Annotated in this window: 7 protein-coding genes; 3 read left to right on the top strand and 4 right to left on the bottom strand. The window is 62.8% G+C overall.

Annotation, left to right across the window (positions count from 1 at the left end):
• The 3 genes from IPK70_03940 to IPK70_03930 all read right to left on the bottom strand — a co-directional run bounded on the left by IPK70_03940 (window position 1) and on the right by IPK70_03930 (window position 3,669).
• Window positions 1-609, bottom strand: coding sequence for a L,D-transpeptidase family protein (locus tag IPK70_03940; GenBank protein MBK8226310.1), 609 nt, complete (start codon window positions 607-609; stop codon window positions 1-3).
• Window positions 610-645: 36 nt separating this feature from the next.
• On the bottom strand, window positions 646-1,224 hold the full coding sequence (locus IPK70_03935) for a type 1 periplasmic binding fold superfamily protein (protein MBK8226309.1): 579 nt from the start codon (window positions 1,222-1,224) through the stop codon (window positions 646-648).
• A gap of 114 nt (window positions 1,225-1,338) precedes the next feature.
• Window positions 1,339-3,669: a TonB-dependent receptor gene (locus IPK70_03930; GenBank protein ID MBK8226308.1), complete on the bottom strand. Its 2,331-nt coding sequence runs from the start codon at window positions 3,667-3,669 to the stop codon at window positions 1,339-1,341.
• 471 nt (window positions 3,670-4,140) lie between these two features.
• On the opposite strand from IPK70_03930, the gene IPK70_03925 reads away from it, so the two are divergent.
• The 3 genes from IPK70_03925 to IPK70_03915 all read left to right on the top strand — a co-directional run bounded on the left by IPK70_03925 (window position 4,141) and on the right by IPK70_03915 (window position 10,173).
• The gene (locus IPK70_03925) at window positions 4,141-5,361 is read left to right on the top strand and encodes a hypothetical protein (GenBank protein ID MBK8226307.1); all 1,221 of its coding nucleotides are present in this window, start codon (window positions 4,141-4,143) and stop codon (window positions 5,359-5,361) included.
• A gap of 14 nt (window positions 5,362-5,375) precedes the next feature.
• Complete coding sequence (pfkA, locus tag IPK70_03920) at window positions 5,376-6,344, top strand: 6-phosphofructokinase (GenBank protein MBK8226306.1); 969 nt, start codon at window positions 5,376-5,378, stop codon at window positions 6,342-6,344.
• Between the two features lie 61 nt (window positions 6,345-6,405).
• Complete coding sequence (locus tag IPK70_03915) at window positions 6,406-10,173, top strand: gliding motility-associated C-terminal domain-containing protein (protein MBK8226305.1); 3,768 nt, start codon at window positions 6,406-6,408, stop codon at window positions 10,171-10,173.
• Between the two features lie 68 nt (window positions 10,174-10,241).
• Here the strand turns inward: IPK70_03915 and IPK70_03910 are convergent, their stop codons facing one another.
• Window positions 10,242-13,622 (bottom strand): hypothetical protein, encoded by a 3,381-nt coding sequence (locus IPK70_03910; protein ID MBK8226304.1) that lies wholly within the window; start codon window positions 13,620-13,622, stop codon window positions 10,242-10,244.
• Between the last annotated feature and the right edge of the window lie 212 nt (window positions 13,623-13,834).

Raw genomic sequence — 13,834 nt, 5'->3', positions numbered from 1 at the left:
TCACGGCACCACCTCCATCGCGGTCTTTCCTACTGTGATGAACGGATAGATCTCGTCCACATCGGCGTTCTTCAGCGCGATGCAGCCCCAAGTCCAATCAGCGCCTGCTTCAATCCAGTGGTCCATGCCCTCGGGCACGCCATGTATGCCGATCTCGCCGCCGATGCCCTTCGCATGTGGGATAAGGCCATTCGCCTTCCGTTCGTTGTACCGTCGCCAGCTCTCGGCATTAGGGTAATCGACCCAGATGAACTTATGCCATTGCGCATGCACGCGCTTGCTGCGGAAGCCGAAGGTGCCCTCTGGCGTCTTCCGGTCGCCCTGATGGTGCTTGTCGCCCACCGGCTTCTCGCCCAGCACACAGGGATAGGCCTTCAGCAAACGGTCCTGCACGTACACGCGAAAGCGCCGCTCACTCTTGTCAACATGGAAGCGGATGGAGCCCGCGTCCAATTCGAGGGAGTCGATCAGGAACGCGAGCGGCCGCTCCGGCAAGGCTGCCGTTGCAATGCGCTCAGGCCCTGGTGCACCGGCATCCTCAAACGGAGCTTGGCATTCGACCAGCACAGGCAATAGGAGAAGCAATGCGCAGTGCATCGTGCGTTCCATGCACAACGCAATGCGCATCCGCCTCGCGCGTAACGCCTATTGCACCACGTACGGAATCTCCACTTCGATATCGGTCTCACCGCCTGCGTTGGTGATGTCACCGCCGCTCACGCCCGCAGCGCTCTTGTTGGGCTCGTGGCGCAGGGTTATCGTGATGCCCCCGCTGCCGGCGCCCATGGCCACCCATGTGCTCAGCAGGCCAATTGGAAGCCCGTTGGCATCAGTGTCGCCATAGGACGCCCAGGTGAGTGATCCGCCGGTGGTGGAGAAGAAGAACTGATGCGCTTCCGCCTCATCAGCCACTTCGTTGCTCACGGTGTCGGCTGGCGATACGGATTCATTCAGCAGCAAGAGGGCGGCGTTGTACGATGTGCCCACGAGCAGCGTGTCCCCGGTGATCACCGGTGCGTTGCCGCCATCGCCGTCGATGTCGATCCAGCTGAACTCCGCCGAATGGCCGCCGCCCACCTGAGTGAAGCTCGCACGGACGGTGGTGATCAGCTCCTCTTCGTTGTGATCGTGGTCGCCGTGATTATGGGGGTCCTCTTCCTCATCTGGCTTGCAAGCCGACGCGAGCAAGGAGATGGAGATCAGGAGCAGCGCTCCTCTGGTCATCCGGTTGAGGATCGTGGTTTCCGTGAAGGTTCTCGCTTTCATGTTTCGGGTGTTTGGGTTGTTCGTGGTCTGCGTACGTAGTTCCGTTTCAGGTTCGCCGGCTGATGGGAAGGCCTAGTTGTTCCCGAATGTGAAGGCCAGCCATAGCTGGATGTCGATGCCGCGGGCGTCGGCATAGTAGCGGAAGCGGTCGAGGTAATCGCGGTATGCCGCATTGAGCAGGTTGCTGCCGCGCATGCCGATGCGCAACTCATGCTTACCCATGCGCCGGGCGGCAGAAAGCGTGGCGCTCAACACATGGTAGTCAGCAGGAGGATCCGAGAAATCAAGGTCGGCCTGGTACCGCAGCTGCTTCAGCACCACGAGCGACGAAACGACAGCTTCCAACTCGCTCCAACGCCCGATCGGCATCACCTGCTTGCGCAGGTTGAATTCCATGCGATCGCCGGGCATCAGGAAGAGCCAATCGCCCTGCACCATGTCGCGCCCGTTCACTGTGCTGCCCTTCAGCACAGCGGTGAATCCCTTGCCCAGGCGGGCCTGCACGCTGAGGTCAGCGCCCGAGATCACGGCGTCCGTGGCCGTGTAACGGAACACAGGGAAGGCGCCACGGATGGTAAGGCGCGTGCCATCAGGACGTTGGTAGATGTAGTCATCGATGCGCGCGGCGTGCAGGGTGGCGTCGATGCGCAGCTTGCCATTGCGGGTTGCGGCGCTGGCATCGAGCACGGCCTTCAGTGCGCGCTCGCTGCTGAGGGAGGCATCGCCTTCTTCAATGGCCGCTGCGCTGTGGTGCAAGCCTTGGCTATGCAGTTCGCTGACATGCGGAGGTCGATACGCTGAGCTGACATTGAACCGCAGCCGCAAGCTGTCGCGCGGTTGCCAGTTGGCACCGGCGCTGAGCGCATGGTTGAAGAAATCGTACCGGCGGTTCGGTGAATCACCCGTGCCCAGGCCGACATCGATGGCCGTGGCCTCGGCACGCGCACCAGCTTCAAGTTCCAACCGCTCGCCGAAAGGGAAATGCTCCAGAACGAAGGCGCCTGCATTCCAACGCGTGTAATCGGGCAACAAGGGCCGCACCCCTGTCCCCGGCACGTTGTAGTTCTCCTGAAGCAAGCCGGTCAGCCCAGCCTTTCCGTGCACGTGCGGGCCGAGCCAATGCTTCAGGATAAGCTCTCCGGTGTGCGTGCCGAGGAACAGGTCCAACGAAGGGCGCGCGCTGCGGCCGCCACGGCGGATGTCGTATTCCTGTCGCGCATTGCCCTGGTACGCATAGGTCGCATCCAGGCGATTGCGATCGGTGAGCGCGATCCCCGCAGACGCTTTCAGCAGGTGATGCGTGACGGTCTGCCGCGGCGCATCGATGGCGTAGGAGAAATCCTGCACGTACCATGGTACGCCGCTCTCGATGGCTCGCTGCAGATCGGTGGTGCTCCCGATATGCGCCGCTCGTAAGATGCCGATCTCCCGCTCGAATCTGCTGAAGTAAAGCGCGGCGCTCCGCCGGTGATCACGGAACCCGATGGAAGCAGATGCCGCCCATTCGCGCGCGCCGGTGTTGCTCAGGTCATATCGCGCGGCCTCGCCGTCGCCCACGGCCCGACCGCTGCCCTGCACGCGCCATCCAAGACCGGATAAGCCAGGCACGCCGCCTTGGAGCATGGCGCTGCCGCCGCCGCCTTTCCCGTTCAGGATGCCAATGCCTCGCAGCTCACCGCTCAGACCCGGCCTCCTGGGCAGCTCAACCGGTTCGGCGATCACCACGCCACCGATCGCATCGCTTCCGTACTGCACGCTCGCCGCTCCCTTCACCACGGTGAGGCGGTCGCTACTGAGCGGATCGATGCTCGGCGCATGGTCCGTTCCCCATTGCTGATCCTCTTGCCGAATGCCTTGGTTGAGCGTCAGTATCCGATTGCCGCTGAGGCCGTGGATCACCGGCTTGGCGATGGACGGTCCGCTGGTGAGCAACGTGACACCCGGGAGCGCGACGAGCATTTCGGCGATGGACTGCCCACCGGCACGCACCATGGCCTCGCGGCCCAGTGCTTGACGGGCATGCCCGACGTTCTCATCAGGCCTGCTTTGGATCACCTCCAGCTCCTTCAGCTCCTCGACATGATGCTCTAGCCTGAAGTCGACCACCAGGTCCTTGGTGACCCGAACTTCACTTGTAATGGGCTCGCAACCTAAATGGGCCACCCGTACCACGTACGTTCCCATGCATAGCCCATCGATGCGGTATCGGCCGTGTTCATCAGCCACACTGCCTTTGCCAAGAGATGGAATGAAGACCTCCGCGAATGACAATGCTTCAGCGTCATGCTCATCGATCACCCGGCCGCTTAGGGATATGGTGCAGGAATCAGGCTGCGCCGAGGCCATGATCGGCATCGGAAACACGAGCAGCAACGAAAGGAATGACTTGATATGCACGGTCACGGGAAACCGAGGAATGAATGAAAGGGAAGAAACGCGCGTCAGGGCGTGCGCCTTCGGTCGCACCAGACGGCAACCGGGAATGAGAGCCTCAGGTCCGTGGAGGTCCGCGCGCGGCTATGCACCCATGCGTGCTGGGCGGCACCATCGACACCGGAAGCACAGCAAGCTCGGCCCGTTGGACCATCACCGCGAGCTCCGGAGCGGAAGACATGTGCTCCGCAACCGGCAAGGCCAGGTCGCAGAAAGCGCAGTCACCGTTCAATTCGGCCGCATCACCATGTCCATGTTGAGCGCCCGATTCATCCCGGCAATCATGCGGAAGCGCGCGCCCGATGAAATAGGGTACGGCTGCCACGGCCAAGAAGAGGGCCAACAGGGACCGGTGACAAACGCCACGCATGCTGCGAATGTAATGCAGGGGTGCAGGCAGCGGCTGCCGCCGCCTATTTTCGCAGCCCATTGAACGAAACCATGACACGGATCCTTACCACCGCGATCTCCTCGGTATTCCTGCTCGCATTGCCCGCATTTGGGCAATGGAACATCATCAACCATCCCGGTTACCAAGCCGTGAAGAGCGTGACCAGCGGCGCTGGCGCCTTGTACATGGTGCCTTACCCGAGCGGCGTTGTGAAGAGCACCGATGGCGGGAATATCTGGAACCCGGTGAATACGGGCCTGCCCGCCGGCACCACCGTGCATTCGGTGCACTTCGTGAATGGGGCTCTCCTTTGCGGCACCGAGAGCGGCGTGTACCGCAGCACCAATGGCGGCACCAGCTGGGCCATCTCGAACACAGGGCTGCCCAGCGCCAACGCTGGCAACTATGCCAAGAAGTTCTTCCAATTCGGCACCACCACGCTCGCCATCTACAGCGCGACCATCGGTGGCGGAGGCGGGATATTCCGCAGCACTGATGGAGGCGTGCAATGGTTCGGCGGCAACAACGGCCTCGCTGCGAACATGGTGGTGAATCAGGCAGCACAGGCGGGCAGCCTCATCTACGCCGCCACTACGGCAGGACTTGCCAGCTCGAACAACCTGGCCGTCACCTGGAACCAGATCGCCACGGCCAATTTCGCGTGTTACGGTGTACAGGGCACGGCATCGCGACTGGTGGTGGTGAGCGCGCTCGGGTACCGGTACAGCACTACGGGCGGCTCGACCTGGACCAATAGCACCGGCGCACCCGGCGCGCCCTCGGGCGGCGAGTTGATCCTTTACGATGGGAAGTACTGGGCGATCAACACCGCAAGTCCGATGGACGTGCTGAGATCCACCGACAACGGCGCCAGCTTCAGCGTGTACGAGACCGGCCTGCAGGGCGCCGATGTAATCTCGCAGAACACATTCCACGCGAGCGGCAATTCCTTGTATCTGGGCTGCTTCAGCAACCTGTACAGCCATGCCGGAACAACCCTCGGCCTGGATGATGCGCATCGCTCCGCATTGCCTGTTCCGTACCCGTCGCTCTTCACCGATGGCTTCTCCATCGACCTCAGCGCTGAACATGCTGGGAGCGCGCTCGTGCTGTTCGATGCCAACGGCCGCGAGGCCTTGCGCCGATCGATGAGCTCAGCGGGCATCAATTGGATAGAGCGGGGCGATATCCGTGCAGGGACCTATCACGCCGCGCTCGCCGATCGCAACACCGGTGAACTGCGCCCGCTCGGCAAGCTGGTAGCGCAATGAGCCAAGGCCCGGCCATCGGGCACATCGGCGTTTTCACCTCCGGCGGTGACAGCCCCGGCATGAACGCGGCGTTGCGCGCAGTTGCAAGAGCGGCGGCTTACCGGGGCATCCGCTGCACGGGCATCATCAGCGGCTACGATGGGTTGATCAACGACCGCACGGTGCCGCTCGGGCCGCGCGAGGTGAGCAACATCATCCAGCGCGGCGGAACCATGCTCCGATCGGCGCGGAGCGAGGCTTTCCGCACGAAGGAAGGACGTGCGCAGGCCGCTGCCACGCTGCGCAGAAATGGCATCGATGCCTTGGTGGCCATCGGTGGCGACGGCACCTTCACCGGTGCAAGGCTGCTCTTCCAGGAGCATGGCACGCGCATCATCGGACTTGCAGGCACCATCGACAACGACCTCTCCGGAACTGACCGCACCATCGGCTTCGACACCGCCGTGAACACAGCGGTTGAGGCCATCGACAAATTACGCGATACCGCCGCCTCGCACGATCGCTTGTTCTTCGTAGAGGTAATGGGCCGGGATTCAGGGTTCATCGCCTTGAATTGCGCCATTGCAGCCGGCGCCGAGTACGTGATGCTGCCCGAGGTGCGGCAGCGCATCGATGAGCTTGTCGCGGCCCTTTCAAGCGCCAAGCAGAGCAAGAGCAGCAGCATCGTGGTGGTGGCCGAGGGCGATGAAGAAGGCGGTGCCATCGCCATTGCGAACAAGGTGAAGGAGCGCTTGCCGCAATACGACATGCGCGTAACGGTCCTTGGTCACCTGCAGCGCGGGGGTTCGCCCACCGTGCTCGACCGTGTGCTGGCCAGCCGCTTGGGTGCAGCTGCCGTTGATCATCTGCTGCAAGGTGCGCATGACGCCATGCTGGGCGAGGTGAGTGGGCATGTGCGCCTCACCCCCTTCGCACAGGCCATCGGCGTGCGCAAGGAATTGCCCGCCGACCTGCTGGCCCTGCTGCCCGTGTTGGCAACCTGAGGCCGGGCAACCTGCGGGGTATCGTTCCTGTCGTTAAACTTGGTCACTCCTCGGACCCGGCATGCGCGCATTCCTCCTCGCCATCGCGATCGCGATCATCACCAGCGGCTTCGCGCAGCCCTGTTTGGTCGGGTACACGCTCACGCAATCGCCTTTGCCCACCAACGGCACTTATTCCTGCGGCGAAACGGTGACCTTCTGCTTCACCGTCACCTTCTGGAACTCGACCAACGCCAATTGGTTCCACGGCATCACGGCCAGCTTCGGCCCAGGCTGGGACATGAGCACGCTCACGCCAGGCCCGCCCCCGGCATCGTGCTCGGGCAATGGCACATGGGCATGGTACCCGAGCGTCACGGGCACCGCAGGCACCAACATCGGCCCGCAGGGCCCCGGATTCTTCTACAATTACACAGCACCCGCCGACGGCAACCCCGGCAACAACTTCGGCGACTTCTGCGTGGGCGCGGTGAATTGGCAGTTCTGCTGGACGATCAGCGTGCTGAGCCCGCCGGCATGCGTGAGCGGCATGAGCCTTAACGCAAGCTTCAACACCCTCTCCGATAGTGAGACCGGGTCATGGGGCAGCGCGGCCTGCGGCCTCGATCCCATTCCCACGTTGCCAGCTGTGGTTCAGGCATGCGCGGTGAATGCCGGCATCAACAGCGCACTCACGGTTTGCTCGACCTCGGGGCCGAGCGACCTCTTTGTTGCATTGGGCGGCTCGCCGCAACCTGGCGGCACATGGATGGATCCGAGCGGCGCGCCATTCGCCGGCATCTTGGATCCTGCTGCGGATGCCTCGGGCAATTACACGTACACAGTGAGCTCGAATGCTCCGCCTTGCTCGCAGTCGGCTGTAGTCGCCGTAACGGTGAACGAGCAACCCAGCGCGGGCAGCGATGGTAGCACGACCGTGTGCGCAAGCGATCCGCCCCTCAATCTGTTCAGCCTGCTAGGCGGCGCACCAACGGCAGGAGGAAGTTGGAACGGCCCCGCAGGCGCTTCAACGGGATCCTTCGATCCAGCAATCGATCCCGCTGGGGCATACACGTATTCCGTCACTGGCACACCGCCATGCTCGGACGCGAGCGCGACAGTAACGGTGAACGTGAACCCCAGCCCGACCGCTGGGACTGGCGGACCATTGGTGCTATGCTCAAACAGCCCGCCCATTGCACTCAGTACCGCGTTGATCGGCGCGGATCCCGGAGGTGCATGGACCAACTCCGTCGGCACTGCCGTGGGCGGCATCTACGATCCAGCCATGGACGCCCCAGGCAGCTACACGTACACCGTCGCTGGACTTGCACCATGTCCGAATAGCACGGCCATCGTAGCGGTCACAGAGAATCCATTGCCGAATGCCGGGGACAACGCGAGCGCCACGCTATGCGAGACCGCAGCGCTGACGAACTTGATCGGATTGTTGGCAGGCGCTCCCGATTCCGGCGGCGCATGGACCGATCCGAGCGGTGCGGCCATCGGTGGCAGCATCAATCCATCAGCAGCAGTAAGCGGAGCGTACACCTATACGGTTGCCGGAAACGCCCCGTGCCCGAGCGCGGCGGCAACGCTAAGCCTCACGATCAATGGCCAACCCGACGCCGGCAGCAATGCCATGGTGAACCTCTGCACTGCATCGGCCCCCATTGACTTGTTCGCTTCGCTCGGTGGCGCTCCGGAAGCTGGCGGAAGCTGGAACGGGCCGGGAGGACCTTTGGGCAACACGACCTTCACCCCGGGGCTGAGCGCACCAGGCACCTACACCTATTCCATCGTCGCAACGCCGCCTTGCGTGAACGCATCGGCCACGGTCACCGTTAACGTGAGCGCACAGCCTTCAGCCGGGGTCAGTGCTCCTTTGAGCGTATGCAGCAGCGGTGGACCCTTGGCGCTGCTTCCTTCCTTAGGCGCCACTGCGCAACCTGGCGGCGCATGGATCGACCCGACCGGGGCAGTCAGCTTAGGCAATTTCACGCCGGGCCTCTCGACTGATGGCATCTATACCTACACCATCACCGGTGCAGCTCCATGCCCTGATGCCAGCGCAACCGTAACGGTGACAACCGTCCCTGCTGCGAATCCCGGCACCAACGGCTCATTAGCGGCGTGCTCCTCCGATGCTCCATCGGCTCTGTTCACTGCGCTTGGTGGCAGTCCGGCAGCGGGTGGTAGCTGGACCGCGCCCGGCGGTGGGGCGATGAACGGTACCCTGAACCCCGCCTCGGCGACTCCGGGGGACTACACCTACACGATGCCTGCGAACGGACCTTGTCCAGCAGCTGCGGCGTCGGTGGCGGTCTCCATCTCACAAGCCGTGAACGCAGGCACGAGCGGCAGCCAATCACTCTGCAGCAGCAATCCGGCGCCGTTCAATCTGATCGCTGCGCTTGGTGGCGCGCCTGCGGCAGGCGGCAGCTGGACAGATCCGAGCGGCGCACCGCACGGGGCTTCGTTCAGCACGGCATCCGATCCCCCCGGTGAGTATACCTACACCGTGAGCGGCGCGTCCCCATGTCCATCGGCCTCGAGCACAATTACCATCAGCGTGGTGCAGGCTCCTGCCGCAGGCATCGGAGCGGATGTTTCGCTCTGCGCGAATGAGGCGCCAGCGGATCCCTTCAACTGGCTCGTCGGAGATCCCGACACGGGTGGCAGTTGGACGGCGCCCGATGGCGGTGCGATCACGCAAGTGAACCCGAGCACAGCGTTGAGCGGCGACTATACCTATACGTTGAACGGCGTGGCTCCTTGCCCGAATGCGCAAGCGATCGTTCAACTCACCGTTGATCAGCTGCCTGATGCTGGCACCGATGGCGTCCTGAACATCTGCTTGAACGGACCTTCCACGAACCTGCTGCCTTTCTTGAGCGGTGCGCAAGCCGGTGGAAGCTGGATTGGTCCCGGAGGGGCCTTCAACGGCACATTCACGCCCGGCCAAGCCGCACCTGGTGCTTACACCTACTCGGTGATTGGATCTGGTGCCTGTGCCAATGAGATTGACCAGAGCACGGTGACCGTGACGGTGAATCCATTGCCGCAGCCCTCCTTCACCTTGGACGTGAATCGTGGTTGTGCTCCTTTGGAAGTGAACTTCACCAATACGACACCGGAGCCGCTGATCACGGCCGGTTGGAGCTTCGGTGATGGCGGTTTGGCCAGCACGATAATGAGCGCGACTCACCTGTACATGGGTGCGGGGCAACGTGACGTGACGCTCATCGTGACCGACGTGAACGGCTGCACGGCCGGCATCACGGTCGAAAACGCTGTGCTCGTCTCGAACGGGCCATCGGCCTCCTTCTATGCGCAACCCATGCGCGTGAGCGTGAACGACCCATCGACGGTGATCTTCCAATCCCCGCAAACAGGGGCGAGCTACCATTGGACCATCGATGGCACCGAGCTCGACACCATCGGCGATTTCCGCTGGACTTTCAGCCCGCCTGATGTGGGATACCGTGAGATCTGCCTCATAGCCACGGATACGCTGGGCTGCTCCAACACGGATTGCCTTCGCGTCCTGATCGACGATGACCTGACGATCTGGGTGCCGAATGCCTTCACGCCGAACAGCGACGACAAGAACGAGGTGTGGCGCCCTTCCGTGCTTGGAGTCGAAGAGGGATGGTATCAACTGCGGGTCTTCGACCGATGGGGACTCGAGGTGTTCAGCACCGATGATCCCGCGGTGGGGTGGAACGGCGCGCTGAACAATTCCGGCGATCTGCTTCCGCAGGATGTGTACGTATGGATCCTGAAAGCCAAGGACCAGTTCACGCCGGAAAAGGCCGACCTGATCGGCACGGTGACCTTGGTGCGCTGAATTCGCAAGCGTCTTCAATGGGAAAGGCCCCGGCTATGCCGAGGCCCATCCTTCCAACATCGGTTCTGTCAGTGCTTGACGAACCTTGCGTGCGCCAGCGGTCTGCCTTCCGCATCATGCGCGACGATGATGTAAATGCCCTGTGCGAGGGCGTCTATGTCGAAGAGAGGTTGCCAAGCGGCCTCCAACGCCAGCGCCCCCGTTGAAGAGCGCACGCTGATGCGCCGCGCGTTCGGCGAGGCGCCATGCACCCTGATGAGCCCGCCACATGAAGGGTTCGGCATGATAGTGAGACTTGTTGCCGCGGCCTCATCGCCGGTGCCGGTGCTGAATTCGCAAGCATCACCGCTGCCATCGCTGTTCGCATCGGCTTGGTCCGGATTGAAAGTGAACACGCAGTTATCGCAGAGGTCACCGATGCCATCACCATCCGAATCCACCTGACCAGGATTGAACGCGCTGCTGCAATTGTCATCGCAATCGATCACGCCATCAGCATCGGCATCGGGATTCGGCACCAAGCCGGTGGTGCCGCCGGCGCATTGGCCGCAGGCATCAATGAAGGCCGTGCCGTTCGGCGTTCCCGCGCAATCGAATACGACCTGCTCACCCAAGCAGAAGCACTGCGCGTTCCAAGCATCGTTCACCGTGAGCGGATTCGCATCATTGCAAGGCGTGCCAGGCAGAGCGCTTCCGCCCGGCGTGCCGAGGCAATCGATCAACTGCCCGATGCACTCGCAGTTCGCGCTCCACTGGTCGTTGCCGGTCGCGGAATCGTCGTCATCGCAGGGCGTCCCTGGCAGTGCAGTTCCATCGGGAGCGCCAAGGCAGTCCACATTCACGGGCGTGCCCGTGCATTGGCAATTGCCGCTGATCACATCGCCGCTGGTGCCTGCGTTCCCGTCGTCGCACGCGGAGCCGGGCTCCAGGTTCCCGCAACCGCAGTTCCCGGGCGCGGTCTTCAACGGATCACTCGGGCATGCATCGCCGCTAACGGCCACGTAGCCGCCGGGCTGTGAGCAGGACTGCATCGTTACTGCCGGATTGCCTGCTCCATCGCCATCCGCGTCGGCATACCAGGTGGTGGCTGCTGTGATGGTCATGCCTGCTGTGGTGCTGAACGCTGGGCAGCCGCCGCTGGCAGCAACAGTGTACGTGACAGTGTATGTGCCCGCTGTGCTGCTGCCCGTCGCGATGGCCCCGGTGCTGCTGTCGATGCTGATGCCTGCCGGTGCGGCGGTGTAGCTGCCGCCCGCTGTTCCCGTGCGTGTCACGGCAATGCTCCCGGCCGTGCTGCATACGGGTGAGGCCCCATAGGTGATCGTCGCGCTGGGCGCCGGGCTCACCGCTACGTTGACGCTCTGCTGCGCGCTCGTGCAACCATTGCTAACGGTCGCCGTGTACGTTCCTGCAGCTGCTGCTGATACCGATGCGATCGCCGGGTTCTGCACGCTCGCGCTGAAGTTGTTCGGACCGGCCCAGCTGTACGTGAGCGTGCCCGAGCCGCTTGCCGAGAGCGAGAGCGTCAGCGTGGTCCCCGCGCATAAAGGACCATTGCTGCTGAGGCTGCTGATGACGGGCGCTGCGAGCGGCACCCCGGCGCATTGGCAACCGCTGCTCCAGGAGTCGTTGACGGTGCATGGGTTGTTGTCGTTGCAAGGCGTTCCCGGCAGCGCTGAGCCTCCGGCAATGCCTGCGCAATCAGGTGCTGGGGCGCCTGCAGCCGTGCCTATGGCGCCAAGGGAGAGGTTGTAATAGCTGCCGCTGGTTCCGGTTTCGAGCTTCACCGCTCGCACCATGTATTGGCGCCCCGCTATGTACGGGATGGCCGCGTTGGTGTAGCTCGTTCCCGCGATTGGATCGGTTGTCAATCTCGTGATGCCGCCGCTGCTCGCGAACTCATAAACATGGTAGCCCGCTAGTCCGGCCTCAGTGCTGGCGGTCCAACTGAAAGCTGCTGCGCCAGCGCTGTTGCTCACCGTGAGGTCCTGCGGCGGCGCCACCATCTTCATGCGCAAAGTGGGGTCGCCCATGAGGCCGAGGTGCACTTTGCCGATCGAGCCCTGCCAACCGTCGTGCAATGGAGCATACAGGCTGGTGTTATTCATGGTGGCCCATGCGCTGTAGCCGATGTTCTCTCCCATGCCCATGTGGTGGAAGTACCAGCCGGGGATCGACGACCACACATTCGTGAGGGCTTGTCCGCTGGCCAAAGCGGAGCGCAAGAAATTGTTCTTGTTGTCCCAGTCGCCGAAGTAGCTGCCGAAAGACATGTTGAAGACGCCGTTCATGTTCGTAGCGGCGTAATCGTGGATGCTGCCCACGTTACCAGCACCGTGGTAGGTGAGCACGCCATCGTAGGTCTCTTGCCCGCCGCCACCGCTCGCGTAGGTCCACAAGTAGCTGTTGTTGTTCACCAGCATGTAGAAGGGCGTGGCCGATTGCGCGGCCGTGGTGATGTTGGCCGGGCCGACGAGCGGTCCCATGGCTCGCCAACCCGAGGCCGCCAGCGGATAGCTCACGAACTGCAGGTTATCGAACATGATCCCGCGCGCTTGCGGCGTCCACGCCTTCAGCTTGTAGTTGTGCGCCTTGTTCAGGTAGTTGCGCATCAGCTCCACGTACGGCAGGCTGTATGCCGGAAGATCGAATAGGTCCACGCGCCCGACTTGCAGCTCCACTTCGTTCGGGAAGTTGTTCTGATCGAATTTGCCATCGCCCGGGATGTTGCGGTTGGCTGGGCGCTGGGCGCCGCCGTTGTTCACGCTGTTGTCCGTCCAGGTGCCGTTGACCTCACCGTAGTGGCCATCGCAGGGCCATGCTCCGCTGTGCTCATCATGGCCGTCGGGAGCCTGGTTGCCGGAATACGGCACGGGCACATGGCCAATGATGTACACGGCCTTCACGTTCGCGGGATCGGCATTGTAATGCCCTGCGATGATTCCGCGCACGCTCGGAACGGTGGCGGATGGAGCGACATCGTTCCGCAGCACGCCCCATCCATCGGCACGCAAGTCCGATTCCAATTGCAGCAGTTCGCTGTTCAACGCCGAGGCGATGGTGTTATCAACGAGCAGCACCACCTTCCCGCGGAAATCGACCGGTGGGACATCAATGCCGGTGCAGACATAGCCGGTGCCTGTAGCGCCATTGCTCACGCGTACCAAACGATACTCGTACACGGTGCCGACCGCGACCGTGTTGTCCTGCCAGCTGAGATCGCTGGCAGATGGTGCAGCGATCGCATTTCCCCAGCTGGTCGCAGTCTTCAGCTTCCGGTAGATGGTGATGCTCGTGGTGCCCGAAATGGTGGGCCATGCCAATGTGATGCGCGGTGGAGAGGCCTGCACCGTGGCGCTCACCTGAACGGCGGCGCGTTGTGACATGGTCTGCCCCAGTGATAGGCTGGCGGCGAACAGGATAGGAAGGGAGGCAAGAAGTCGCTTCATGGCTCGTTGATGTTGGATCGGCCGCGGCATGCTCCGTTGCCGGAGGGCTGGTATCCACGCGAGGCAGCGCGTGAGACTCCCGAAGGCAATGCGTTGAACCGCGGCTTTGTACCGGTGCAAACCCGATTCGGTTTCAGGTGCCATCCACCATTCGGCAGCGCCTTTCGACCAATGGCCCTCGCTTGAATCAGACCACGGCCATGGAGTCGATC

Source organism: Flavobacteriales bacterium (genome assembly GCA_016712535.1).
Taxonomy (GTDB): Bacteria; Bacteroidota; Bacteroidia; order Flavobacteriales_F; family PHOS-HE28; genus PHOS-HE28.
This window is presented reverse-complemented; position numbering and strand designations above follow the sequence as displayed.